Here is a 26,408-nt window from a genome sequence, read left to right as displayed (position 1 = left end):
TCAGTGTGGGTGCTGGACTGGATTATTGTAATTGTTCCTCTTGCCCTAAAAGTTCTTTTAACCAGGTTTTAAATTCCAACTCTTTGACAAGTGCAATTAATTGCTCTCTGTCGGCTTCCTTAGGGCTCAGATCAGAGAGAGTTAATGGCAATTCCACATCTGTTTTGATGGTGACCAGTTTTTTAGATAGAGGTAAATGAGCAAGACTCGAGCGCAAATACTCTCCGATTTTGCCACTAATTTTATCTGCTGCAACAATTAAATTGTCCAATGTTTCATATTCCTGTAGCCATTTGGCTGCAGTTTTAGGACCGCATTTAGTGACCCCTGGTATGTTATCTACACTGTCACCAACTAAAGTCAGATAATCAATAATCTGCTGCGGGCTTACGCCAAATTTCTCTTTGACGCCGTCGATATTCAGCAGTTGATTGCTCATTGTATTGATAAGAGTGACCTGCTCGTTAACTAACTGGGCCATATCCTTATCGCCAGTCGAGATCAAGACATTGAGATTTTGTTCGACGGCCCTGTGGGCGAGAGTGCCAATCACATCATCTGCTTCAACGCCCTCGATAATCAGCAAAGGCAAACCCATCGCTTGTAGCAGATCAATCATGGGCTTAAATTGATCGCTTAATTCCTTAGGCATGGGTGGACGGTGAGCTTTATAGTCTGGATACCATTCATCCCTAAACGTTTTACCTTTAGCATCAAAGACAACAGCGATTTGCTGGGGCTGATAGTCTTTGATCAATCGTTTAACCATATTGGCAACACCATAGATGGCACCAGTAGGTTGTCCTTTAGAATTGGTAAGTGGCGGTAATGCATGAAAGGCGCGAAAGAAATAAGACGAGCCATCTACCAAAATTAAGGGGGAGACCATATTATTCTTGTGCCTCGTACTGATCCAGGCGTGCGTTCAATTCTGCAACTTTCTCACCTAACCCTTTCAAATTTTTGCGCATTATAGGAATACGGGTTACAGATAGTTCCTGTTCAATGGCTTTATCTTTAGGCCGAGCGGGATTCCCTAAATAGATATTACCTTGCTTTAAATGTTTTTTGGGCGGTACACCAGCACGAGCGCCTAGAATCACACCATCATCAATCCGGACATGATCACTAACTCCCACGTTAGCTGCAAAAATGACGTGATTACCACTGGTTGTACTTCCTGCTATGCCGGTAAAGGCGCAAAGAATATTATGTTGGCCCAGTTTTACTGAGTGTGCGACTTGCACCAAATTATCAATTTTTGTCCCTGCTCCAATGACCGTTGCGTCCAGTGTAGCTCGATCTATCACTGTATTGGCACCAATTTCAACATCATCTTCAATAATTACTCGGCCTATATGAGGTACTTTTAAATGTTGGCCGTCAGTAAACGTATAGCCAAAGCCATCAGAACCAATCACTGCTGAGGCATGGATAGACACACGGGAGCCAATTTGGCATTGGTGATAAATGGTTACCTGTGGGTGTATGGTAGTATCGGTACCGATGATTACGTCATAGCCAATATTGACATGGCCTTTAATAACCGTGTTATCTCCAATTACAGATCCTGATTCAATGGATACATAGGGACCAATAGAGACATTTTTGCCCAAGAGGACATCTTGCGCGATAACCGCTGTAGGATGTACACCAGGGGTTGCTTTTCTCGGGGGATGGAAATGATTTAATAAGTGAATAAAGGCTTTAAAAGGATGTGATACGCGAATAAGAGCTTTACTTTCACTCCTATATTGGCCATTTACTAAAATGGCTGCGGCATCTGATTTTTCAGCGAGTTGGAAATTATCATCACTATCTGCAAAAACCAGTGAGCCAGCAGTAATATTATTGATTGGGGCGAGAGAGGTAATAATAATTTTTTCATCACCAACTACAACACCTTGGACTAAATTAGCTATCTCATACAACGAAGCATTCATTAATGGGCCTTATACTTATGCCAAATAGTCCGATTATACTCCGATGCGGCTTCAGTTGCGAATCATGTTTCAGATTAATATTGTAGTTCCTCAATAGAAAAAGATTATTTTTGTTCAAATTGGTTTGTTAATATCGACGTAATAACAAAGCTGCGTTAGCGCCACCAAAAGCAAAGTGATTGGATAGGGCAATATCAATGCGTTTCTCACGTGCATGATTAGCCACATAATCCAAATCGCAAACAGGATCAGGCTCGTGCAGGTTAATTGTTGGTAAGAGAGTATCATGTTGTAAACTTAACACGGTAGCGATGATTTCCATTGCCCCTGCAGCTCCAATAGCATGACCAGTCATGGCCTTTTGTGCTGTGACGGGTATTTCGTAGGCGCGATTGCCAAATACAGTTTTGATGGTTTCTGTTTCAGTAACATCATTGAGTTGAGTACCGGTACCGTGAGCATTAATGTATTGCACGTCACCTACAGCCAGTTTTGCATCATCCAAGGCTGTTTGAATAGCGCGAATTTGCCCTTGCACAGTCGGTGCAGTGACATGATAGGCATCGCAACTTGCACCGAATCCAATGATTTCCGCATAAATTTTGGCACCACGGGCTTTGGCGTGCTCTAATTCTTCCACAATTAAAATGCCTGCTCCATCAGCCATGACCATACCATCACGATTTTTATCAAAAGGGCGACTAGCCAAAGCAGGATTTTCATTTTGGGTTGACATGACGCGAAGTTTGCACCAGGCAGCCATAATGGTTTCCCATAGCAAAGATTCGGTCCCGCCACAAAGGGCAAGCGTGAGGCGCCCATTAGCGATTTGATGATAAGCGTTGCCTATTGCTTCCGCAGAGGAGACACAAGCATTGGAGATGGTGGAATTAGGTCCACCAAGGCCAAAGGCGATGGCAACATGATTAGCGACAGAGTTCGGCATGCCACGAATGACACTTAAGGCAGGAATTTTTTCCATCCTTCACTATAAAAAGCTTGATAGGCTGCTTCTAATTCCGGTGTTCCACCCAAGCTGGTACCTATATAGGTAGCTGCTTGTTGCAGTTCAGTTGGGGTTAAACCAGAGCGCTCAATGGCATGATGAGCACAATAAAGTGCATATTGTGCAACACGTGGGTAGCGCTTGCTTTTATCAAATTCTGGGAGATGAGCTAATGACAGATCGGTAATTTCACCGCCAATTTGAGTAGGATAAGGGGTTGGATCGTAGCATTGAATACGCTTGATACCACATCGACTATTCGTTGCAGCTTCCCAGAAGGATTCAAGCCCGTTCCCGATGGAGGAAATGATCTCCATCCCAGTGATAACAACCCGTTTTTTCATTCCATATCCTCTTAGCCCATATCCACTTAGCGCCGTCCTGTCGCAATAAAACGCAATACTAAAGGGACGACAGAAAATCTGTCAAGGCGAATCCTCAGCTTTTTCGTGATTGAATGCTTTATTTACAAACCAACTTATGATCTTGCTTAAGAACTTGTTGATAAAGCGCTTCGACCAGCAAATGGGCGTGATCGTTTTCACCGTTAGTAGCACTATTAAATAAAGCGCTAATAATAACCTGATTACAGGGCACATAGATATACAAAGCGCGATAACCTAAGGTTTGTCCCTCATAGCGCCAGTAATGACCTATTTTACTATCATAAACTTGTACAATGCCTAAACCAAAACCCTGTGGGGTTTCTGCATTCGTTTTAGCCAGTGGGGAACCTGTCGGGATAGCGATGAGGGTTTGCATTTTCCTTTTTGTGCCGAGGTGAGCAATTGGTCATCAATAAACAAATGCTCTATCCAATGAATAACATCTTCACTATTAGCAACCAGAGCTCCTGCAGCGCCAGCCCAACTTAGATTATTCTCAGTAACATCTTTTCCCAGCAATTCAGGATTATCATAAACATTATAAGAATACCCTCTTACCAGGCGTTGCAGTACCTCTACTGGATAATCAGGAAGAGGATAAAAAGTATTTTGCAATTTTAGCGGAGTGAGAATTTTACTGCTCAATAAGTTTTTAAAACTGGTCTTATAGGCTTTGCTAAGAATTATATCCATTAAAACATAGCCGGTATTGCTATAAAAATAGCCGGGTTTGAGTGGGGGATTCAATTGTTTCGAGTAAACTAAATTAATTAGGTCTGACTGATTCCAATATTGCCGCAGATTTTTACTCATTAAATAATTCATACGAGGTGCGTCGGAATAGTTGGGAATGCCGGTACTCATATTAAGCAAGCCGCTCAAACTTAATTGGCCCCAATGGGGATAATCAGGAAGATAATGATTGAGCCCATTTTCGAGTTTAAATTTCCCTTCACTTTCAGCCATCACTGCAATAGCCGCTGTAAAAGATTTAGTAATACTGCCAATATCAAAGAGATCGTCTGCGCTGATAGCTTTACTGCCTGGTTCAAGCGAGCGGTTGCCCGCTGTATAAGTACTGATTTTATCCTGCACTTTAATGGAAACCTGGATAGCGGAAAACATTTCTTGTGGCCCATACTGCCGTAGATGTTCTTTGATAATGGTATCAGGAGCGATGGTTTCGCTTTTTGCAGAGGCGCTACTGAATACAGCAAATTGAGCAAAAAGAGCTAAAAATACAGTCAATAATTTCTTCATGAAGCAGTAGCCCGTCGTGGAAATTTATCCATGTTAAAAAACTTATTTAAACTAGCATGACTAGGAAAGCGTACGCAACTTATCAATTGAAATAGTCCAATAATCATTCGCATCTTTGGTTTTAAAACCATGACGTGTATAAAGGTTGAGAGCATTGTGATTAGAGGTTTCAACATCGAGTACCAAGTTAGTTTTTCCGTGAGAGAGGGCATTATTAATGCACCAGGTTAACAATTCACTACCCCAACCTTGGCCTTGATAAGCAGGCAAGATCGCTATATCAGACAAAATAACGTCATCTGATTGCCAACGAAAATGTGCCTTACCAACAGGCTTTTCCTGATGTGAGGCGAGGAAGATGATGTAATTAGCATCCTCTAACAGACTGTTAAAACGTGCAGCCATGTCAGTTTGTTTGGCCGCTTCGAAGCAAGCCTCATCAATCACCGATAAAATGGGAATATCTGCTACGGTTGCTGGTCGTATAGTAAGGTTATGGCGGGTAATTAAAATAGGTTCATAACTCTGTCTTTGCATATGGTATTCACTGCTTTGATAATGAAAACCAAGTTTGGATAACCATTTATCATTAAGTTCTGCTGGTGTGGAAAAAATGACTGTGTTAATTTGCTTTGCAAGTAATAAAGGCATGATGCTTTGTAGCATTTGTGTAGCAATACCCTGCCGGCGGTGAGTGGGATCAACGATAATACTTACTTCACAGGCATCTTGATAGAAAAAGTAAACACTCAAAAAACCCACTAGATTACTATCTTGATAATAGAAGACATTATTGTCTGTGGCTCTTTTTTCAATGAGTAAATGACGATAGAGTGGAGGCACTCCGCCATCGGCTGCACGGCATAAAGTAGCCAGGTCATCAATAGATTTTAGTTGTGTGTCACTTACATGATTATTACAGATCAACATGATTTCTGGATAATAAAATAAGTTATCGCACATTTTGTCAGATTTTTAAATTGTCCTAATAACAGGGTTATTTTTCTGGGAAGCAGTTTATGGACATTGGTTACTCCATTGTAATTGATAGGAGTACTTTTAGTAATTGCTGGTGTTAGTTGGGGTATGTTACAAAAAACATCAGATCTTATCGTTGACTGGATCAGACACAAGGTTTTTTAACTAATCATAAAAAAGATCACAAACACCACACTTAAAATAATTAATAAGTGATTCACCGGCTGGCGCGTAAATAATTTAAGTAGAGTATACAGAATGATTCCACCTCCTATGCCATCGGCAATTGATGCTGTAAACGGTATCATCATCATGGTAATCATGCAGGGGGCTGTTTCACTGAAATCAGTAAGTTTTAATTCGCCCAAATGCTTCATCATACAACAGGCTACATAAAGCAATGCGGGGCCTACAGCATAGCTGGGAATCATTGTTGCCAATGGAAAGAAAAACAACATTAAAATAAATCCTGCAGCAATCACCAAGGCGGTCAATCCTGTGCGGCCGCCTGCTTCAATGCCTGCTGCTGATTCAATAAAAGGCGACGTGCTGGCAGAACCTAGCAATCCTGCTGCCATGGAGGCCGTTGCATCAGCAGTTAAACTTTTGCTGAGACGATGTTGATAATCTGGTTGCTGTTTAAAGATTGATGGATTCAGTAAACCAATTAAAGTCCCCGTTGCATCAAATACAGCAATGAGAAAAAAGGCAAAAATTGATTTGAGTGCTGTTACATTCATTAACCCTGAAAAATCGAGTTTCAAGAAAGTTGGTGCTATGGAAGGGGGTAACGCAACCAAACCCTGCCAAGAGGTCAATCCTAGCAGCAAACTTAGAATGCTAATGCAAAGGATGCCTAAAATAATTGCTGCAGGAACACGGTAATAATCCAATACCAAAATTAATAAAAAACCAGCAAAGAAAAGTCCACTTTGCGGGCGGCTAATATCACCTAGATGCATTAAAGTGTATTGATTGCTAATAATAATCTGGTTAGATTTCAAGGCAATTAAGGCAATCAGTAAACTAATCCCGATTAAAATAGCAATTTGCAAATTGTGAGGAATGGCTTCAATCAGGAGACGTCGTAAACGGGTCAGACTAATAAAAAGGAACATGACTCCCGAGATAAACACCATAGCTAAAGCGTGTTGCCAATCTACGCCTAGTCCCTGAACAACACTGTAGGAAAAGTAAATATTAAGAGCCATTCCAGGCGCTACTCCTATGGGAGTATTAGCCAGGAGACCAGTCAGACCACAAGCAAAAGCGGTTACTAGGCAGGTCGCAGTAAAAACTGCACCTTGATCCATACCGGTATGTTGTAAGATGCTTGGGTTCACAAAGGCAATGTAAACCATTGTTAAAAAGGTAGTTGCTCCGGCTAAAAATTCTTTTTTCAGCGAGGTACCTTCTAGCAGATGGGATTTTAAGGTAGTCATGGTCGCTTTGCTTGAGGCAAAAGAAGATCCTACAAAAGATAAGGGAGAGTTGCTAGGGTTTGTTGGTATTTCTACTATCTTGAGATAGCGAAATTACTGTTTTCAGTTTTTTAATGTGAGTGAATCAGACGTGGATATTAAGAACGGCAAGGACAATTTCAATTGTAATTAAAATAATAATGATAATTTCTAACGTATGAGAATGGCGATTTTCAAGATAATCGTTAAACATATCAAAAATTTCATTCAAGGTATCTAAACGATGATTAATTGCATTAACGCGGCGTTGAATATGTAAATAACGCTCCAGCATGATGTAATATTCTTCGAGCGTCGGATGTTGCCAGAAATATTTAGGATGGTAAAGGAAGTTAGAAATTAAATTGGTTTCGCTCTTTGCGCCTAGAATTTCTCCGATAACCTGGATTATTTGACTACGGCTTATCGGCATTTTCCCCTTATTTGAAAGGCTTTGAATCATTGGATTGTATTTCTCAATCAGTGCTTCAATAATGGTTTCAAAATACTGCAGTTTTGCTGATTGGGAAAACCCATAAGACAAACTTAATTTTAGCTCATCACTATCAGCATCTATTATTAAACAATCCACATCAAAAAATCATGGGGTTCAATGGCTGTTTTATCACCGATTTTATAACTGAATTCATCTCGCACTAAAAAAGGAACGGGTTTTTCACCAAACATTTTGACGATATTGAGATAAGTATCGATCTGGTGGCGTTTGATTCCCCAGGAAACCACGGAACCATTTTTAAAAACGAAGACTATATGTTTGTTATTATTGTTATGACTAAGCTTTAATATGTCGCGAGTTTTATTAGAACTATAACCAACCAAGTTGGTTTTAATGTAATGATCTAAGCGGGTCAAATCAATTGAATTGGCAATGCAGTAAGTTAAGCATTCCATGATGTTAAATAGCCTTTGGATGTAGATTATAACTTGTGATATCGGATTCTATTCTGATATCACAAGTTAGCCGAACAAGTGGTAATTATAACTGAAGCGCGATGAGACTACACGCTTTCTGTTTCGCGCCCACCTGTTTCTGTTTCGCGCCCAGGATAAGCTTTTTTCTGTCGGTAACACCACTCAGCCATTTTGGGCAAACCTCTAGAACTTCAGCAATTTTATCCAGTTGCTCCGCAGGTGGTAATAGATGACCAAAAATCATTGCATTGGCCAAATGGCGGGTGACGCCAAACACCTTTGCTACCGCTTTGGTTTTTCTGCCAATTCCTCGGGAAAACCTAGCAATGATAACTCACGGTTAAATCGTTGTGAAAACACTTTACTGTTCACTTTTCACTCCATGAAAAAATTGTTTTAGCAGCCGTCTAGTCGATAAGCCGCGCCCCTTTTTCATACCCGTCAGTCCCTGATACAGGTAAGTCTGTTATAACTTATTTTTTTCTGACGCAAAGTATTTTCTATTTATTTTAAAAACAATTAGTTACCTTTAGCAGGCTTGGGTCATTTTTAATCATCAGTTGTTTTTTTATTCATTTCAAAAGGGTTTGAAAGAGAGTAGAAAAGACATGGCGATTATTTTTTAACGTAAAACGTCCATTACGGTATTGGCATAGTCAATTCCTTTTAAATAAGCTTGACTATAGTCCTGTGTTGTAAAGGTGGTGTAATCGAGTAGATCAAAGCGAGCTTGTTCATAATGTTGAGTCAGCGAGAGTAGTTGACCGAGAATTCCTCTTTTGTGTAGTAACGCGTCATTGAGTTCTTCACTGAGTTGAATTTTACTTAGTAAGGAAGCCATGGGTTCATTTAAAATAGTGTCGAGTGCGGAGAACATTCCTACAGTATAAGCTTGCTGCGAATTCACTAATCCTGAAGAGCGAGCTAATATTTGACACATTTTAGCGCGAATTAGAGTGCGCTCCAACAAATCATAAGTAACCTCATCCAAACTTGATACTAAAATCAAACTGATCCAATTGCGTATTTGCACGAGACCGAGTTGCTGAATAGCCTCGAGTAAGGATTCAATCTTTTTTCCTATGTACATTGCTGGAGAATTAGCAAGACGGAGAATGCGATAACTCAGTTTAGGGATCTGCAGAATGATTTCTTCTACGCGTTCTATTTTCACATCAGGGTGATGCAGTTCAGTCAATAATTTTAGTAAATAAGCTTTGCTTTCTGATAATTCCTGCCCTTGGATCGGACTTGGAAAATTGAGAAAAAGCCTTGGAAATAATGAAAGCCAAGTTTTACATAGTAATAATTGTTTTCTATTTTCAATCTTTTCAGCTACGAATCGACCTTTGAAATCTTTAAGCAAGGCTAATTGTTTTTTGATCTCATTCTCACTTAAATTAAGTACATCGATTTTTATTATCTGAACCAAGTTAATTAAAGGGATTAGATCTTCACGAAAAACGAAGTCATCAAGAGCAAATTTGAATCCCTCTTTAATCAGTAATTTGATACTTTCCAGGAGCGGCTCGTCAATAATTGTATGCTCCAATAATTCAATGACAACTCTATTTTGCGGCAATAAAAGTGGAATTTTTTGTAAAAGATGGTTGCGAGTAAAATTGATATAGGCAGAAAGGTTACCGATTACTGAATCCAAACCCAGATTAGTAAAAAGATGAGACAGAACAAAGGAGGTCGCATTGTCTCCTGCCAGATTATCCAGTGGATCGATATTAGCCTGTAAGCTCTCTCCATCACGATAAAGAAGTTCATAGGCGCAAACGGAACCTGTTGTATCATAGATTTCTTGGCGTGCAAATAATGTTGGGGTCAGTTGTTGAGTCAAGTTAATAACTTATTACTAGGACCGTATTTTAAGTATAATCAATTAAATAGCTCTTATTGAGATTTGTAGTGAATAATTTTTTAAATACCGTTACAGGGCGAAAATCTAAAGGCTGATTTTCACAACAGAGTTTAGAATCAGCCTTTATGTGAATTGGATAAACTTAATTCTCGCTATGACTCATGATGGCCATAATAATTCAAATCCAGTTCCCGTGCTGCCTTCACATCGTCCAAGCGTTTAACAGGTAGACTATAAGGTGCATCTCTTAATAAGTCTGGATTTGTTTGTGCTTCATGACGAATAGCTTGCATGGCACTGATAAAGCCATCCAGTTCTTCTTTGCATTCTGTTTCAGTTGGTTCAATCAACAAACATTCCGGTACTAACAAAGGGAAATAGGTTGTTGGTGCATGGAAACCATAGTCTAATAACCGTTTAGCCAAATCCATTGCTGTGACACCGAACTCTTTTTTCTCCTGACTAAGAGTCAGAATAAATTCATGAGAAGCACGTCTGCTCTGATAAGCAGGCTTAAAACCGGCCTTGGTGAGTTGTGTAAGTAGGTAGTTGGCATTGAGAGTAGCAAATTCAGATACTCGCAATAAGCCTTCTTTACCAAGAACACGAGTATAAAAATAGGCTCGTAATAAAATAGCAGCATTACCCATAAAACAGGATAAGCGACCAATACTTTGCGGGTAGTCAGTTCTCGTTGCCCAACGGTAGACCTCTTTTTCTTTTATTACAACAGGAAGTGGTAAATAAGGAAGTAGGCGTTTGCCGACTGCTACAGGGCCTGCTCCCGGTCCGCCGCCGCCGTGGGGAGTTGGCGAATGTTTTATGCAAGTTTAAATGCATGACATCAAAACCCATATCACCAGGTCTTACTTTACCCAAAATAGCATTCAGGTTGGCACCGTCATAATAGAGTAACCCACCGGCTTGATGCACAATTTCAGCAATTTCTTTAATCTGGCGCATAAACAAACCTAGCGTGGAAGGATTGGTTAACATAATGCCAGCCGTTTTGGGACCTACTTTACAGCGCAACTGCTCCAGATCGATATCACCATCTTTTGCTGTAGGAATTTCAACCACTTTAAAACCACACATGACTGCCGAAGCGGGATTAGTACCGTGCGCTGCATCAGGGATAAGGATCTCATCACGTATCGTATCGCCACGGGACTGATGATAGGCTTTAATCATTGCAACACCAGCAAACTCTCCTTGTGAGCCGGCCATTGGTGTTAAAGAGACGCCGGCCATCCCAGTAATTTCGGTCAGATAGCTTTGTAATTCATAAAGTGCTTGCAGGAAGCCTTGGCTGTTTTGCTCTGGGGCTAGCGGGTGGCGATTACTGAATCCTGAAATAGACGCAGCTTTATGTACACCGCGAGGGTTGTATTTCATCGTACAGGAACCCAAGGGGTAAAATTGGTATCAATAGCAAAAATTTTTCTGTGACAAACGGGTATAGTGGCGTACCACCTGTAACTCAGAACAGGCCGGTAGACGCGGTGGCGTTTGGCGTAAAAAATTAGCTGGAATAGCAAATTGCTGTTCAGCGCCTTGGGGTGCCTGAGCGATTGCCTGACGGGTAGCTTTAGAGCGTTCAAAGATTAACATAATTTGCCTTCCGTTTCTTGAATGAGGTCTTTGAGTTCCTCACGATGTTTTACAGGAGTAAATTCAATAATCTGGTAATCTGCAATTTCAGCAAGGTAATAAGGGTCTTGTTGTAACATGGATTCTAAACGAGCTTTGTCTTTGGTTGTAGCGATAAGAATACCTCCTGTACGCGGTTTCATTGGTCCAGAAGCCAGAAGTAAACCTTGCTTGTAATGGTAATCAAGAAATTCGCGGTGTGCTTGCAAATACTTATCGACTTCACTTATCGCTGCTTTATAGGTTAGCTGTACAATAAACATTAACTGCCTCGCTTCGACATAATTTGTTTGAGTGAATTGGCATAATGAGCAATTTCCTCATCTGTACGCAGCTCTGTCGCACAAACCAGCAAAGTATTTTTTAATCCCGGATAATGAGATTCCACGGGATAACCACCAGCAATACCCGCATCATGTAACTGTTGGAGTACCGAGGAAACCGGTTGATTAAAACGTAGCAGCGTTTCATGAAAACAGGGTGCTGAAAATACTTTTTCTACGCCCTCAATTTGGCTCAGTGCCGCGACCAAAATTTGAGTATTATGATGGCATTGACGTGCAACCTGTTGCATGCCGTTAGCACCAAGAAGACTCATATGAATAGTTGCTGCAGTGACTAGCAAGCCTTGATTGGTACAGATATTGGAAGTTGCTTTACCCCGTCTTATATGTTGTTCGCGAGCCTGCAGGGTAAGACTGAAGCCCGTTTTACCGTCTTTATCGAGAGTACGACCTATTAGACGCCCTGGCATTTGACGAACGTGTTCCATGCGTGTACTAAAAAAGCCAAAATAAGGTCCTCCCGAGGCGAGTGGCGAACCAAAAGGTTGCCCTTCACCACAAACAATATCGACACCACGAGTACCCCATTGTCCGGGTGGTTTTAAGAGGGCAAGAGACACTGGATTGACGCAGGCAATGCTAATGGTGTGATTAGCATGTGCCCAATCACTCATTGCATCTACTTGTTCCAGGCACCCAAAAAAATTGGGCTGGGCAATGATTAAGGCCGTAATATCTTCGCCTTGATATTTGTCCAATGCGGATAAAGCCGTGATCCCTTCTTTTTCATCAAAAGGTAGTGTGATGATTTCAATATGTTGTGTACGCACCACTGTTTCCAGCGTTTCACGGTATAAGGGGTGAACAGTACTGGCGACTAGAACGCGATTGGTTTTACTGCGTTTATTCGCGCGTACTGCCATTAAAACAGCTTCAGCGAGCGCAGTAGCACCATCGTACATAGATGCATTAGCGACATCCATGCCTGTTAATTCAGCCATCATGGTTTGGTATTCATACAGTAACTGCAAGGTGCCTTGACTGGCTTCTGCCTGATAAGGAGTATAAGCAGTTAGAAATTCACCGCGTGATGCAATATCCCACACAGCAGCCGGGATATGATGCTCATAGCTGCCTGCACCAATAAAACAAATACCATTTTGGTTTTTATCTGCTAAACGTTGCGCTTCTTTTAGCATCGCCATTTCACTGAGGCCGGTAGGTATGTTTTTTAGTTCGCCATAGAGCAAAGACGAGGGAATTTCATCAAACAAATCTTGTGTTTGTTTGGCTCCTATGCTCGCCAACATGGCTTGCGTATCTTCGTCAGTGTGTGGAATATAAGGCATTATTAGTGATCCTCTGCTATCTCATTTTGATATTGTTCGGCATTTAATAATTCATTTAATTCAGATGGATTATGGGCTTTTAATTTGACTAACCAACCAGCTCCATAGGGGTCGCTGTTAACCAGCGCTGGATTAGCACTCACCTCTTGATTAATAGCCACTACTACACCACTTATTGGCGCATAGAAATCAGAGGCTGCTTTTACAGATTCGACGACGCCCAATTCATCGCCTGCTTTAAATTCATCGCCTGTTTCGGGAAGCTCTACAAAGACCATATCACCAAGTAGCTGTTGAGCATGTTCAGTAATACCGATAGTATATTCGTCCCCGCCACTTTTTAACCATTCATGGGTGCGGGTAAATTTTAAATCTGTCATTATCCTTTCCTCGTTATTATTCTTAAATTATAAACCCAGCTATGAAGTAAACCTTTCTACAATACTTTTCCGCGCTTAACAAATCTTGGCTTACCAACCGCCGCAGGAATTAATTTGCCGCGGATATCAACCAGGACTTGTTCACCGGTGTTTGCGGGTACGCGCGCCAGTGCAATGGATTTTCCCAGGGTGGGTGAATAAGTTCCACTGGTAATAACTCCGTCGCTCTGTCCGTCAACTACAATACGTTGGCCTGTACGCATAATACCCTTATCTTGCATAATCAAGCCGACCATTTTACGCTTAACGCCCTGTTGTTTTTGTGACAATAAAGCGCCCATGCCAATAAAATCACGGTCTTCTGGCAGCCATTTGACAGTCCATTCCAAACCGGATTCCAACGGTGTAATTGATTCATCCATATCTTGGCCATACAGCAGCATGCCAGCTTCTAATCTTAAGGTATCGCGTGCAGCCAAACCGCAGGGTTTAACGCCAATTTGTAGCAGGGACTGCCAGAGGTTAATCGCTGCATCGTGAGGCAGAATAATTTCAAAGCCGTCTTCACCAGTGTAGCCTGTGCGGGCAAAAAACCAGCTGTCGACATCAACACATTCGAAATTGGTCAGTGTAGATACACCGTCGCTTTGAGCAGGGGTCAAAACAGTCATTATTTTGGCGATGGCTTCCGGACCCTGAACAGCCAGCATGGCGAGCTCACTTCGTTCTTGCAAACCTACGGAAAATCCTTCGCTTTTGGAGCGGATCCAGGCCAGATCACGTAAACGGGTTGCCGAGTTCAAGACTACACGATAATTATCAGACGCGCGCTGATAAACAATTAGATCATCAATGATCCCGCCATGCTCGTTACACATACAACTGTAAAGTGCACGTCCGGTATGCTCGAGTTGGTCGACATCGTTAGTCAACAATTTACGCAAAAATTGTCGGCCACCTGCGCCTAGTACATCAACAACTGTCATATGAGACACATCGAACATGCCAGCATGTTGACGAACGTAATGGTGCTCCTCCAGTTGTGAGCCATAATGCAGGGGCATTTCCCAGCCATGAAAATCAACCATTTTAGCGCTAAGTGCCAAGTGATTAGCATGCAATGGTGTTTTTGCAATCATATAATTCCCTCTTTTCTGCGCGTTGGTGCGAATGATTATACCGAGATGAGTTATAACGACAAGTGGATGACACATCATTATTAAGATAGTAGAAATGCCAACCACCATTGGGATGGACTATTTTTAATCTTATTGTTTAGCAGCGCCATAATTTTCCTGGTCATTAGATAGAAAATAATTTGATAATCCATTATGCTGCTTGCGCACTTATCATCAGCTTTAACAAGGGAGTAAAGAATGTTATTCAAACAGTTAGGTTATGCGGCAATACTGGGTCTATCCGTCGTTAGTCAAGTTAGCTTTGCTGCAGATACAATGATTTTTAAAAATGAAAAAGGGTCTGTTTTAGAATTAGCTGTCGCTAAAGAAGGTGCGGTATTTACTACTGCTGTTGCTTCGAAAGAATGTCAGCAAGCAATTGGCCAAAAACGTCCTGTGGTTGGTTACCTGACAGGTAATGCGTTCACTATCAGTATTGATTATCCTGATTGCGGTTCAGCACTAAGTATCATTGGCAATATTGCTGCAAATAAGAAATCACTCGATACGACTTGGGTAGTTGCTCACCAAGCAGTGAACAATCAGCAACCAAACTTGGGAGCACGTTTTATTGGCCATAATTCTTACACCCGCGTAAGTTAAATTTGACTATCTCTAAGTAAGCGGAGCCAGTAAGGGACACTGTTGTTTCGCGGCTCCTCAGGCATATTTTTTGCGTGTTGAAAAGCGTGGTACATATCATTCAGGCAGCGATGGAGTTTGCTCAGGGAGATGGGGATGACAGAAGAAATCAGTACGCGTTCTTGGGGTAGCCGCATAAAAGATGCATTTGTAGGTATTTTTGCCGGTATTCTCTTAATTATCGGTTCTTTTGTCCTGACATTCTGGAATGAGGGCCATGGTTTACACATGGCTCAATCGCTGGTAGAAGCTCAACGGGTATTAATTTCTGTACCTAATGCACCTATTGATAATAAAAATAATCTTCGCGTTATCTATTTCAGTGGTTTAGCTACCACCAACGATATTCTGACGGATGCTTTCCTCAACATTAGAGAAAACGCCATCGGCCTGACTAGAACTGTAGAGATGTATCAATGGAAAGAATATACAGAGACAAAAACTGAATCGCAGATGGGTGGCTCAGAAAAACAACGAAAACGTATAATTACAAAAAAGTCTGGTCGCAGAAACTGCTTGATAGCTCGTCGTTTAAAGATCAGACTGGTCATCAAAATCCTGCGGCAATGCCTGTTGAATCACAACAGCAATATGCGCAGACAGTCACTGTTGGAGATTTTTTCCTACCACCAAGCTTGATTAGTGAAATTAGTGGAACAACCCCTGTTAATCTTTCCAAAGTGAATCTTACTGCCCTCCAAAAGAAAATCAATAAACCAGTACATTATGTAAATAATCAACTCTATGGGGGAGAGGATTATCAAAACCCGCAAATTGGTGATCTACGTATCAAGGCAACAGCAGTTTTACCTCAAACAGTGAGTGTTATTGCCCAGCAAACAGGAAATACGTTGCAGCCGTATATGGCTAAAGCAGGGCAAGACGTAATACTTCTGGCTTCGGGACAAGAATCACCCGATCAAATGATTCATGATGCATTGGTTGAAAATCGAACTATTACCTGGATACTGCGTTTAGTTTCATTGCTTGCGATGGTTGCTGGTTTTTCCCTGTTATTAAGGCCGCTGGTTGTGTTAGCGGATGTACTACCCATATTAGGTAATATCGTCGGATTTGGCACGGGGTTGATAGCTTTTGTCTGTGGTTTTATTCTCTGGTCGATTGCAACGGCCATAGCCTGGTTTGCTATCAGGCCGTTTTGGTCACTTGGTATAATTATCGTCGCCGTAGTAGTTAGTTATCTCTTTATTATGCGTCGACGGCAAACGAAAGAATTAAATAAAACAGTTCAGTCAACAGACGCTGACATTAAAGATGACCTCTCAAGATGACTTTCGTTGTACGGCATAAAAAGCCTTGGGTGTTTTTTATGCCGTACTCACAAAATTACTGCGTTTTTTCGCAGTGTTGAGCTTGATGGGGTTTTTATAGTCGCCTTTGGCCTTTTGGGAACTATAGGTGCTTTCATGCCTGCCGGCGCTATACCTTGCAACAATATTTCATGGGCGCTTGGTCTACCGATGCCATTCGCGTCTTTACAGCGTTGCGTGTTACATTTAATTTTGCAATTGTCGTCAACACAGCCATAGCAACCCCAATCAGGCCAGCAGCAAGCCCAGTTACCTGTTTCTGAACCAGTCCAGCTACCACCGGACAATTCACAAACCCCTTTGAGATCGTCTCCTCCACCGCTTCCGCCTGATTGCTGTGCGAGCGCGTTAAAGGACAGGTTACTGCTGATGATAAGTATGAAGGTAATAAATAGTCTATGCATGATGACTTCCTCCGCTGAAGTTAAACTGCATAAGCGGTTAGCTAGTCCATTACCACTCATGTCAAGCATAGTTCTTTCATTATGTGTTGTAAAATGAACATAGCGATTAAAAATAACGATCAACTCTACTTTTTTCGCTCAAGCGCTCTAGTGAATATTTTGCTTAACTTGGGTATTTGCTCTAGGATAAAAGTATCATTGCTCATAGGAATATCCGTGACGAATTGGCTTGTGTCCTGGCATTGGCTGCTTGATCTTTTTTGGTTAATTTTTTACTTGTTTTGTTGGGACATTTCTGGCGAGATCGACAATTATTGCAACAAACCAAATTCTGGCTTATTACCAAAGGACGTATAACACGGTTTGTCTGGACTCGAGAAGGGCACCAGCTGTGGCCGAGAATAGAATATACTTATCAGGTTTTTGATAAGGATTTCATTGGTGAATACCTCTTTTTAGACACGGCACACAATAACCCTAATAGTAAATACGCGCGTAAAGTTGCTTACCGTGCTGCGATCGCCTTTGAAAAAGACGAAGAAATTGACATATTTTACAATCCCAATAATCCGGAACAAGCCGCGCTTGATATTACCATGCCCCGTAAGTTGAATTTAATTATTATCTTACTCGTCTTATTAATTATTGTGCACCTGGGGATGATTGGGTACCGCTTGTTGTAGCTGTGTTATCTATGTCTTGCTGACATTGGCAAGGTGGGGTTATCACCTGAGCTTGCAGACTACTGATGGCAAAACCTCGTACGCCTTGTCCGGATGGTGCCCGGTTAAAATTGATGGTAACTCGCAAGTTTTGCTTTTGTTGGTATTGAGGGTTTCTATAAACAACGAGTAAGGGCATGACAGCTTGCCATTGCACAGCATTTATCACTTTTATTTCAGGTGGTAACGTTGCTACTGCGCTGACAAAATAAGAATTTTTTGCACGGCATCAGGGAGTTTAGACGCATTGAGTGCAGCACTATAGGCCGTCCAGCCTGTGGCAGTAAAATATTTGGCGATTTCTCGTTGTCGATCTAGAAAATTTTTATAATTGAACGTATAGGTGGCGACAATGGCTTCATTGACCCATACAGCCATCTGGGTATTGTCAGCCGCTGGTGAAGCCCATGTTAACGAGCAGGAAAGAAGGATAGTTAATACGGCATAACGCTTAAATGGTCGCACGGTATTCTCTCGCAAAGATTTTTCTCTAATTGTAGACGGGTTTAAAACACAAAAAAACCCCGGCTGAAAGCCGGGGAAATCGGGTGTCCGGCATTCGGTACGGACACTACTCTGCATAAAGAGGGGAACGCAGAGTAGAGCACTCGGGGGAATGCTCACTTATTAGACACATTTGGTTGAAAAAAGTTCCCCTGAAATAAAATAAATGTTCAGTTTTAATTGGTTAACAATGTCGAACTATATACCGATAAACCTGTATTTATGGTATTTTATACGGTTTAGGGTTATTCAATAAGTCGCATAGGATTTTTTGCAAAATCCAGTCTTTAAATAGTCAATCAAAATTCGGGTATTCCTTTTGATTGGGTAATGTATAGTTCGGTTCAATAGAGTCAATATAGTGAGGGGGGCATTGTGCGCAACAGTCGTTTTTACTTTGCCAACCGCGAAAATGTTAGTCGCTTTATTAACCGCTGGGATCTATTGCTCCTGATTCTTATTTTCTCTGTATTATTTTTTCTTGGTTGGGCAGGCAAACAGATGGCGAGCCCGTATCAATTGGGGGAGCCGCTACCTATTTCACTTGAGCCGTCAAAATTACCCTTTTACGCTTTACGTACAGTGTTACGTATGTTTATTGCACTGGCCTTATCTATTCTTTTCACGTTTATCGTAGGTACCTTTGCTGCAAAAAACAGGCGCGCGGAACAAGTTGTTATTCCGGCAATCGATGTTTTGCAGTCTGTGCCAGTATTAAGCTTTCTATCTATTACGATCACTGGTTTTATTCGTCTCTTCCCTGGCAGCTTATTGGGGCCAGAGTGCGCTTGTATTTTTGCTATTTTTACAGCGCAGGTATGGAATATTACGTTTGGGTTTTATCAGTCGTTAAAAACCTTGCCTTATGATTTAAAAGAAGCTTCGGCTATGTTTCAGTTATCAGCCTGGCAGCGTTTTTGGAAGGTTGAAGTCCCTTTTTCCATGTCTAGCTTGTTGTGGAATATGATGATGTCTATGTCCGCAAGCTGGTTTTTCGTTGTTTTATCAGAGGCAATTGCGGTTGCTCATCAAGATATCCGTTTACCTGGTGTAGGCTCTTATATTGCCTTGGCTATCGAACGGCGTGATTTGCATGCGGTAGGGTATGCTATTTTAACCATGGTTATTGTTATTTTTCTTTATGATCAGATCCTGTTTAGACCACTTATAGCCTGGTCAGAAAAATTTAAAATGGAACAAGCACCGGATGAAGAAGAATATCAATCCTGGCTTATTGATTTGCTGCGCAGCAGTCGCTTAACCAAACGCTTGAGTAAAGGGCTCAATATCGTCAAAGATAACTTTGTTAATGCCCGATGGTTTTGCCGAAGAGGACCGAAGGTCGTGAAGGAAGTCGATTTTCACCGTCAAAAACACCTCGATTGGCTATGGTATGCAATAGTTTGGTTAGCCATTATTGTCGGTGGTTGGTTATTGCTGCAATTCATTCTTGCCGAACTTCAGGTCAGCGAGATTGTTCACGTGTTTCTTCTTGGGGCTGCTACCGGCACCCGCGTCATTGTTTTGATTATTATTAGTTCTCTCATTTGGATTCCTGTGGGAGTCTGGATAGGTTTACGCCCGCGTCTGGCGCAAAAATACAGCCAGTTATTCAATTTGTTGCCGCATTTCCTGCTAATTTATTCTATCCTTTATTTGTAATTGCTATTGTACGGTTTAATTTAAGCGTGGAAATTTGGGTAACGCCACTGATGATTCTGGGTACTCAGTGGTATATTTTATTTAATGTGATTGCTGGCGCATCAACCATTCCGCGAGATCTTTATCTGGCAGCTGATAATTTTGGTGTGAAGGGATGGCAATGGTGGAAACGGCTGGCTTTACCCGGTATTTTCCCCTTCTATATCACCGGCGCAATTACTGCTGCAGGCGGGGCCTGGAACGCAAGCATCGTAGCGGAATGGGTAAGCTGGGGGAGTACCACGTTAAAGGCAACCGGTTTAGGGGAATATATACAAGCCAGCACGATTGCTGGTGATTTTCCGAAAATAGCGTTAGGTACGGCAATGATGTGTGCGTATGTCTTGGCGTTTAATCATCTAATTTGGCGTCCGCTCTATCGATTAGCGGAAGAGCGCTTTCATTTTAATTGAGGCATCCATGTCAGAAACCATTATTGCTCTTGAAAATTGTCGTAAATCCTTTAAGAAAGCATCTGAGCAAGATTTATTGGTCCTTGAAGATGTTAATTTTAAATTACAGGAAGGCGAAATTGTCGCCATGCTGGGCAAATCAGGTTCCGGTAAATCAACTCTTTTGCGTATTATTGCGGGGCTAGTCCCACCCTCAGCAGGAAAAGTAACCTATCGTGGTAAAGCGGTCACAGGACCAGTACCAGGTATTGCAATGGTTTTTCAATCTTTCGCACTGATGCCTTGGTTGACTGTATTGGAAAATGTGGAGCTAGGTTTGGAAGCTCAAGGTGTGGGTCGAGAGGAGCGTCGTTATCGCGCTATTGAGGCAATTGATACCATTGGTTTGGATGGTTTTGAATCTGCTTTTCCAAAAGAGTTATCAGGCGGGATGCGGCAGCGGGTTGGCTTTGCGCGCGCTCTGGTGACTAATCCCGATGTGTTATTGATGGATGAGCCTTTCTCTGCACTTGATGTATTGACAGCAGAAAACCTTAAATCGGATTTACTGGAATTATGGCAAGAGAAAAAGACAAACACGAATGGTATTTTGTTGGTTACTCACAATATTGAAGAAGCGGCAACGCTCGCTGACCGAATTGTTATTTTTGGTTCTGACCCGGGTTATATTCGGGCTGAATTACAGGTTACTTTGCCACAACCGCGTGATCCTGACACACCGGAGTATCATGCGTTGGTTGATAAAATCTATACCTTGATGACCACAGGTCCTAAGGAAAAAGCAAGGCGTGCTCAACGTGAGCGGCAAATTGGCCTCGGTTATCGTTTGCCTGATGTAGAACCCTCAGAATTATCAGGTCTTATCGAAACCATGAAATCCTTTGAAGAACGTATTGACTTACCTGAGCTTGCCGATGAATTAATGATGAATATTGATGATTTGTTCCCTATTCTCGAAACACTGGAAATTTTGGGTTTTGCCAAAGTGTCCGATGGGGATATCCGATTGAGTGAATTGGGTAAACAATTTTCTGAAGCCGACTTGCAGGAGCGTAAGCAATTATTTGCTAGACGGTTATTAGAAAAAGTACCTCTGGCACGTTATATTCGCCGCATCTTGGATGAAAAAATTGGTCATCGCGTTTCCGAAGAGCGCTTCTTAAGTAAGTTGGAAGATTATTTGAGTGAAAAGGAATCGGAGCGGGTATTGCGCACGATGATTGACTGGGGCCGTTACGCAGAGCTTTTTGCTTACGATTTTACTACCGGTATTTTAAGTTTAGAAAACCCGGGTATCTCAGGCTCTACTAAAATTAACTAACGAGCGTTCAACATAAAAATAGTCTATGTCGAACTCCCGCTAAATAAATTGTGATGAGGCCACCGGAATCCGGTGGCTAGACTACTGATATGGATATACTAAACCGTTTTTTGATCGGCTTTAGCGAGCAGAAAATCAAGAATTTTAAATAAACGCTCTTCACTTTTTGCCATTTGCAAATCGGTTTTATATTGATTGTTGATTACCACAGCGGGTACGCCATTGATACGGAAACGAGCCATCGCTGCTGTTCCTGCAGTCACCTGCATATCAATGGTTGTCGAATTTTCAAAAGCACTTTTTGCAGTCGCATTTTCCACACCTTGGGCTGTGAAAAAATCTGGAACGTAATAACTTCGTATAGCATACATTATACGAAGTTATACGACTTTAAATAAAGCAGGGTTGAGTTTTGCGTCCAGGCCTAGAAGATGGACCGTGTAGTACGCTTTGGCGTAGTAACTCCAATCTTTATGAAACACGACTGGTACGCGTGAGAATTGAATTTTGGTTCCCTGTTTCTTTACCCAACTAGCCAGCGAAGGCTCGATGCGATAACACCAGGGGCAGCCATAACTGAAAAATTCTGTCACTGCCACTTTATTCTTATTTGTTGTTGCTGTACTGCCATTGACTATCTCATAGTCTTTTCCTGCCACGAAATCTTCGGCAAAAGCCAATGTTGGTAATAATAAAGCAATGAATAAAAACCGTTTTAACATCATTTTCTCACTTCAAAAAATGGTTGAGAACGTGCAGTGTACATGAAACACGGGCGTATTTGTATTTTTTCCTTGAAAGTTTGAGTATTTATGATTCAATTTTCGAGCCATATAGAGTAGCTTGATGTTCGAGCATCGCAGCGGAGCATACACGTCAGTATGTGAGCAGCGAAGCGCAGAAAAACAAACCATAAGCGCCAAACTAGTAGAAATTTAAACAGCCCTTAATGGAGGCCCTGCATATAATAGGCCACCGCAGCCATATCTTCCGGGCTCATACGCGCACTAATATCATGCATAATGGCATTCAAATCATTTTTGCGCTTTTGATCCTTAAAGGCTTGTAGCTGTTGTATGGTATAAGGCGCATGCTGCCCTGATAGCACAGGAAACCCTGCCTGTTCGTTACCTGTTCCTCGTGGGCCGTGGCAAGCTATACAAGCAGTAATATGTTTATCAAAATCACCGCCACGATAGAGTTGCTCACCGCGTTTTAAATATTTTTTCGGTACAGATCCCTCTGGCAAAGGTTGTTTTGCATAAAACTCAGCTAATTCAGCCATATCTTGTTCATTTAAGTTGGCGAGTATGGCAGTCATTGTAGGGGCATTACGTGCAGTGCCCTTTTTGAAATCGATCATTTGTTTGAGCAGATATTTTGCATGTTGCCCAGCAAGATTTGGCCACTCAGGATTAGTGCTAACTCCTTTTGCTCCATGACAAGCAATACAGAGAGCAGCTTTTTCCTCAACCGAAGAAGCAACCTCAGCAGCTTGGATCGCGCATGTGCAGAATAGTACAACAGCAAACACGATTTTTTCATTCTTTTTCCGAAGGTTTTATCTCATTTAATGGTACACTGCCTGAGCAAAAATCCCAAAATGAAATTGAAAAATAATGTTAACAAATCCCTATACTCAGGCCAGTTTTTTAAAAAGTGCAGCGCGCGTTGAGCACCTCCCTGCTGACGAAGGCTTTGAAGTCGCTTTCGCTGGACGCTCCAATGCCGGTAAATCCAGTGCTCTCAATTGCTTAACTGGCATCAAACAACTCGCTCGTACCTCGAAGACACCAGGGCGTACTCAATTAATCAATCTTTTTAGCTTGGATGACCAACGACGGCTGGTCGATTTACCAGGGTATGGTTTTGCCAAAGTTGCTCAACAAGTGAAGCAAGATTGGCAGAAAAATTTAGCGCATTACCTTGAAGTGCGCCAATGTTTAAAGGGCCTGGTGTTGCTAATGGATTGCCGTCATCCCCTGAAAGAATTAGATCAAATGATGGTGGATTGGTCGTTAGATCGCGAGTTACCCGTCCATATCTTGCTCACCAAGGCAGACAAATTAAGCCGTAGCGAAGTCAAAAATACGGTGCTAAAAGTACGCCGCCATTATCAATTAATGGAAGAATTCGTCAGTGTACAAACCTTTTCTTCGTTGAAGAAAGAAGGGGTTGATGAGTTGATTATGAAGTTAAATGAGTGGTTTGGTTGGTAGTAATAATTTGCAAGTATTGTTTTATTGTTGGGTCAAATTACTGAATATATGCTTATTACTTGGAATAGTTATGATCGAAGAGATGGCAACAAGATCCTTAATAATACTTAAATTTGCAGATGAAGAGATGGAGTTTATAGATACTGAGGAGCTCCATGATTTTATGCAATTGGAAAGAAATGCATGGTCTTGGCTTTCCCAATCCGTTGAAAAAGACAATAATTTAAATAAGCTATTGCAAATTTACAATAGTTACTTTAACAACATCAATCAATTCTTAGTACAATTTCAACAATATCAAGATAACGAAGCTCAACTAAATTCACTAAAGAATAGTTTGAGACACCAGACGGAACAAGCGGTTAATCAGGGGGTCAATCGTTCGGAAAGTCCAAATGCAAAATTTATCTTCTCCTTGAAAGATAAATCAACTCCATTAGTTGCAGGATATGCTTTGGCTTTTTTATCAAAACAGAACCTTAATTTTAATACTCTCTTCGCATTGGAAGGTGCATTTTGCGCACTCCAATTTTTAAAGGGGACAACTGATACAGTCGAGGCCGCTCAACAAAATTTAGAATCTACAAAACGTAGCTGGAATATCAAATTTGGGAAGCAACACGAAGAGATACGTGGAAAAAAGGAATTATTCATTAGGGAGATTGAAACATTAAAATCACAATATGGCGAATTGGTTTTAATGTCGAAAAAACAAATTGAAGACCATGATATTGATTATAAAGCGAAAATTATAGAAGTAGAGCAGCGTTTAAATGATATCGAACATACCTATGATGAAAAACTTGCATTACAGTCCTCCGTCCAATATTGGACAGCAAAGCGTACGCACCATCAAACCGTTATGTGGTGGTTAGCAGCAATTACTATTTTCTTTGCGTTATTAACAGGCATTGGATTTATTTGGGCAGCATATGAGCTTTTAAAAGAAACATTTGTATCTGTTCCGCTTTGGAAACTTGGCGTAATGATAGGTATCTCTTCTTTCGGTATTTGGCTCACTCGTTTATCGGCTAAGATTTTTATTTCAAATCTTCATTTAAGAACAGATGCTGATGAACGTGTAACAATGATTCAAACATATCTCGCATTATTACGGGAAGGTAGTGGGCCTAAAGATGAAGAAAGGCAATTAATTCTTCAAACATTATTTAGGCCTAGTGCAACTGGGTTTATTAAAGATGATGGTCCCACAATGTTTTATGAATCAATTTTAAAAACAGTCAAATGATAAAATCATTTAAAGTTAAAATTTTATAAGGTCTATATCTAGGGCATAGGATTTTGGTTTTAGCGTGGTTTGATAATGATTTACTTTCAAAGCATTTGTATTAATCCAACTTCGAACCATTAATTTATCAGTCTCAGAGATAGCACAGCCAAAAATAATTTCTTTAATTGCGCTCAAAACGTTTTGTGGAGATTTATAAATCCCTGGGGTGTATATTAAACGAAATTCTTTTTCATGTTTATATTTTTCCCATTTAGAAAATAGTACCTGATTAAAATTATCACCCGAGAGTTCTACTAAAGGGGGATTTCTTTTATAGGAGATTTTTCTTGGTAGTTGATTTTGCCTCGGCTCTTTACCCCTATATATCAAACCCAATTTTTCCCAATCTAACCCAATACAAATTCCTTTATGACCCTCTCCGTAATAATCAAACATTAATAAGTTTTTGGATCCTCAGATAAACATAAAATTCCGTCTGACCCCATGATTTCAAGGCCTACCCCCCGTTTTGTCAATATTCTTATATAATAAATGTTATGGAATAGGCCATGAGATTAAAGCTATGGAAAGTGTTTTTAAAAAATAATCCCTCTAACAATTATCTTATTTTTACAAGCATCGTATTGTTATTGCCATACCTCTTCTTGCAAAAGTATTTGCGAAGATGAATATGATATTTGTACTCAACCTTTGTACTCAAACTGCAAAGATCGAGGGTCTTGCGCTTTCAGCGATAATCCAAGTACTAGAGAGAAGGAGGAGAAGCTGCTTAAAGTTTGTAATGACAAATTAGAAAGGTGCAGAAAGAAATGCTAGAAAAAAATTCTTGTTGTGAGATTATCAAAGACATTATTCTTGTATTAATTGGAGGGATAATTGCCCTTGGCACTTCAATCATTACTTCATGCATAAACAATGAACACGATGAAAAAATGCAAAATAACCGGAATGCATTTTCTTTTATAAAAGAATACAACGAAAATTTACTTGAAATTATTTCTTGTAGAAGAACAATTCTGGATACCGCTTCAAAACTTGGACGTAGCTTAGATATAGAGCCAAAGTCAGCAAAAGCAACCGAAAGTCTCAGGAAATATTCTAGTTCATTTGAAAATTGTTATTCTAGCTTACTAAAAATGAAATTAATTTCTAATGCGATTAACCTGAGTACTAGAGGAATAGATTGCGCTTTGAAGAGAATTACTACGCTTAATAAAGAAAT

27 protein-coding genes and 4 pseudogenes are annotated in these 26,408 nt (G+C 40.9%); 8 read left to right on the top strand and 23 right to left on the bottom strand.

Annotated features, from left to right (window positions below):
• Positions 1-34 precede the first annotated feature (34 nt).
• The 16 genes and pseudogenes from BN58_RS02870 to gcvT all read right to left on the bottom strand — a co-directional run.
• A pseudogene (locus BN58_RS02870) lies at positions 35-889 on the bottom strand (5'-3' exonuclease); the annotation flags it as partial.
• Between the two features lies 1 nt (position 890).
• Entirely contained in the window at positions 891-1,943 is a 1,053-nt protein-coding gene (gene lpxD, locus BN58_RS02865; protein ID WP_019215565.1) for a UDP-3-O-(3-hydroxymyristoyl)glucosamine N-acyltransferase, read from the bottom strand.
• Between the two features lie 127 nt (positions 1,944-2,070).
• Positions 2,071-3,293 (bottom strand): annotated as a pseudogene (locus tag BN58_RS35725) (beta-ketoacyl-[acyl-carrier-protein] synthase family protein).
• A gap of 118 nt (positions 3,294-3,411) precedes the next feature.
• Complete coding sequence (locus tag BN58_RS30460; protein WP_156812330.1) at positions 3,412-3,711, bottom strand: serine hydrolase; 300 nt, start codon at positions 3,709-3,711, stop codon at positions 3,412-3,414.
• Complete coding sequence (locus BN58_RS21545) at positions 3,633-4,595, bottom strand: serine hydrolase domain-containing protein (RefSeq protein WP_051131824.1); 963 nt, start codon at positions 4,593-4,595, stop codon at positions 3,633-3,635. Before BN58_RS21545 ends, BN58_RS30460 begins: the two co-directional genes overlap by 79 nt.
• Positions 4,596-4,655: 60 nt before the next feature.
• On the bottom strand, positions 4,656-5,525 hold the full coding sequence (locus tag BN58_RS02850) for a GNAT family N-acetyltransferase (protein WP_026069204.1): 870 nt from the start codon (positions 5,523-5,525) through the stop codon (positions 4,656-4,658).
• 209 nt (positions 5,526-5,734) lie between these two features.
• Entirely contained in the window at positions 5,735-7,015 is a 1,281-nt protein-coding gene (locus tag BN58_RS02845) for an NCS2 family permease (protein ID WP_019215562.1), read from the bottom strand.
• A 124-nt stretch (positions 7,016-7,139) separates the two neighbouring features.
• The gene (locus tag BN58_RS35715; protein WP_269570084.1) at positions 7,140-7,625 is read right to left on the bottom strand and encodes an RMD1 family protein; all 486 of its coding nucleotides are present in this window, start codon (positions 7,623-7,625) and stop codon (positions 7,140-7,142) included.
• Positions 7,613-7,906 carry an RMD1 family protein gene (locus BN58_RS35710; RefSeq protein WP_269570083.1) on the bottom strand — a complete coding sequence of 98 codons (294 nt, stop codon included), beginning with the start codon at positions 7,904-7,906 and terminating at the stop codon, positions 7,613-7,615. Before BN58_RS35710 ends, BN58_RS35715 begins: the two co-directional genes overlap by 13 nt.
• Before the next feature lie 124 nt (positions 7,907-8,030).
• Complete coding sequence (locus BN58_RS21535) at positions 8,031-8,243, bottom strand: hypothetical protein (protein WP_232220284.1); 213 nt, start codon at positions 8,241-8,243, stop codon at positions 8,031-8,033.
• Positions 8,244-8,588: 345 nt separating this feature from the next.
• The gene (locus BN58_RS02825; RefSeq protein ID WP_019215558.1) at positions 8,589-9,815 is read right to left on the bottom strand and encodes an EAL and HDOD domain-containing protein; all 1,227 of its coding nucleotides are present in this window, start codon (positions 9,813-9,815) and stop codon (positions 8,589-8,591) included.
• Positions 9,816-9,988: 173 nt separating this feature from the next.
• A pseudogene (gene gcvPB / locus BN58_RS21530) lies at positions 9,989-11,447 on the bottom strand (aminomethyl-transferring glycine dehydrogenase subunit GcvPB).
• Positions 11,441-11,749 (bottom strand): YciI family protein, encoded by a 309-nt coding sequence (locus BN58_RS02815; protein WP_019215557.1) that lies wholly within the window; start codon positions 11,747-11,749, stop codon positions 11,441-11,443. Before BN58_RS02815 ends, gcvPB begins: the two are co-directional and overlap by 7 nt.
• A complete protein-coding gene (gcvPA, locus tag BN58_RS02810; RefSeq protein WP_019215556.1) occupies positions 11,749-13,119 on the bottom strand; it encodes an aminomethyl-transferring glycine dehydrogenase subunit GcvPA in 1,371 nt (456 codons plus the stop codon). The genes BN58_RS02815 and gcvPA overlap by 1 nt, the downstream gene beginning before the upstream one ends.
• Before the next feature lie 2 nt (positions 13,120-13,121).
• Positions 13,122-13,499, bottom strand: a complete 378-nt coding sequence (gene gcvH / locus BN58_RS02805) for a glycine cleavage system protein GcvH (RefSeq protein WP_019215555.1) — start codon at positions 13,497-13,499, stop codon at positions 13,122-13,124.
• Positions 13,500-13,555: 56 nt separating this feature from the next.
• A complete protein-coding gene (gene gcvT, locus BN58_RS02800; protein WP_019215554.1) occupies positions 13,556-14,638 on the bottom strand; it encodes a glycine cleavage system aminomethyltransferase GcvT in 1,083 nt (360 codons plus the stop codon).
• 237 nt (positions 14,639-14,875) lie between these two features.
• Between gcvT and BN58_RS02795 the strand changes: the two genes are divergently transcribed.
• Positions 14,876-15,280, top strand: a complete 405-nt coding sequence (locus tag BN58_RS02795) for an avidin/streptavidin family protein (RefSeq protein WP_019215553.1) — start codon at positions 14,876-14,878, stop codon at positions 15,278-15,280.
• Between the two features lie 485 nt (positions 15,281-15,765).
• Positions 15,766-16,611: a TMEM43 family protein gene (locus tag BN58_RS29500; protein WP_332247914.1), complete on the top strand. Its 846-nt coding sequence runs from the start codon at positions 15,766-15,768 to the stop codon at positions 16,609-16,611.
• 47 nt (positions 16,612-16,658) lie between these two features.
• Here the strand turns inward: BN58_RS29500 and BN58_RS02780 are convergent, their stop codons facing one another.
• The gene (locus tag BN58_RS02780) at positions 16,659-17,123 is read right to left on the bottom strand and encodes a hypothetical protein (protein ID WP_156812329.1); all 465 of its coding nucleotides are present in this window, start codon (positions 17,121-17,123) and stop codon (positions 16,659-16,661) included.
• A gap of 191 nt (positions 17,124-17,314) precedes the next feature.
• Here BN58_RS02780 and BN58_RS21520 point away from each other — a divergent pair, with 191 nt between their 5' ends.
• Complete coding sequence (locus tag BN58_RS21520; RefSeq protein WP_019215551.1) at positions 17,315-17,737, top strand: DUF3592 domain-containing protein; 423 nt, start codon at positions 17,315-17,317, stop codon at positions 17,735-17,737.
• Here the strand turns inward: BN58_RS21520 and BN58_RS32525 are convergent.
• Together BN58_RS32525 and BN58_RS32520 are read right to left on the bottom strand one after the other, a co-directional pair.
• On the bottom strand, positions 17,697-17,945 hold the full coding sequence (locus BN58_RS32525; RefSeq protein WP_232220283.1) for a hypothetical protein: 249 nt from the start codon (positions 17,943-17,945) through the stop codon (positions 17,697-17,699). The genes BN58_RS21520 and BN58_RS32525 overlap by 41 nt on opposite strands.
• A gap of 23 nt (positions 17,946-17,968) precedes the next feature.
• Complete coding sequence (locus tag BN58_RS32520; RefSeq protein WP_232220282.1) at positions 17,969-18,400, bottom strand: DotI/IcmL/TraM family protein; 432 nt, start codon at positions 18,398-18,400, stop codon at positions 17,969-17,971.
• Between the two features lie 255 nt (positions 18,401-18,655).
• On the opposite strand from BN58_RS32520, the pseudogene BN58_RS21510 reads away from it, so the two are divergent.
• Positions 18,656-20,394, top strand: a pseudogene (locus BN58_RS21510) (ABC transporter permease).
• Positions 20,395-20,401: 7 nt separating this feature from the next.
• The gene (locus BN58_RS02760; RefSeq protein ID WP_019215549.1) at positions 20,402-21,715 is read left to right on the top strand and encodes an ABC transporter ATP-binding protein; all 1,314 of its coding nucleotides are present in this window, start codon (positions 20,402-20,404) and stop codon (positions 21,713-21,715) included.
• A gap of 98 nt (positions 21,716-21,813) precedes the next feature.
• Here BN58_RS02760 and BN58_RS32515 read toward each other — a convergent pair whose 3' ends face one another.
• From BN58_RS32515 to BN58_RS02750, 3 genes are all read right to left on the bottom strand, one after another.
• Positions 21,814-22,086, bottom strand: a complete 273-nt coding sequence (locus BN58_RS32515; protein ID WP_019215548.1) for a thioredoxin domain-containing protein — start codon at positions 22,084-22,086, stop codon at positions 21,814-21,816.
• 9 nt (positions 22,087-22,095) lie between these two features.
• Complete coding sequence (locus BN58_RS32510) at positions 22,096-22,440, bottom strand: thioredoxin domain-containing protein (protein ID WP_019215547.1); 345 nt, start codon at positions 22,438-22,440, stop codon at positions 22,096-22,098.
• A 221-nt stretch (positions 22,441-22,661) separates the two neighbouring features.
• Positions 22,662-23,216 (bottom strand): c-type cytochrome, encoded by a 555-nt coding sequence (locus tag BN58_RS02750; RefSeq protein ID WP_232220285.1) that lies wholly within the window; start codon positions 23,214-23,216, stop codon positions 22,662-22,664.
• Positions 23,217-23,334: 118 nt separating this feature from the next.
• Between BN58_RS02750 and yihA the strand changes: the two genes are divergently transcribed.
• Positions 23,335-23,934, top strand: coding sequence for a ribosome biogenesis GTP-binding protein YihA/YsxC (yihA, locus tag BN58_RS02745; protein WP_019215545.1), 600 nt, complete (start codon positions 23,335-23,337; stop codon positions 23,932-23,934).
• Positions 23,935-24,004: 70 nt separating this feature from the next.
• On the top strand, positions 24,005-25,183 hold the full coding sequence (locus BN58_RS02740; protein WP_232220281.1) for a DUF6161 domain-containing protein: 1,179 nt from the start codon (positions 24,005-24,007) through the stop codon (positions 25,181-25,183).
• Positions 25,184-25,198: 15 nt separating this feature from the next.
• Here the strand turns inward: BN58_RS02740 and BN58_RS02735 are convergent, their stop codons facing one another.
• Complete coding sequence (locus BN58_RS02735; RefSeq protein WP_019215543.1) at positions 25,199-25,621, bottom strand: DUF2971 domain-containing protein; 423 nt, start codon at positions 25,619-25,621, stop codon at positions 25,199-25,201.
• A 374-nt stretch (positions 25,622-25,995) separates the two neighbouring features.
• On the opposite strand from BN58_RS02735, the gene BN58_RS21500 reads away from it, so the two are divergent.
• Positions 25,996-26,408: hypothetical protein (locus BN58_RS21500; protein WP_156812328.1), on the top strand; the 413-nt coding region annotated here is incomplete at its 3' end.

Source organism: Legionella tunisiensis (genome assembly GCF_000308315.1).
Classification (GTDB): Bacteria; Pseudomonadota; Gammaproteobacteria; order Legionellales; family Legionellaceae; genus Tatlockia; species Tatlockia tunisiensis.
This window is presented reverse-complemented; position numbering and strand designations above follow the sequence as displayed.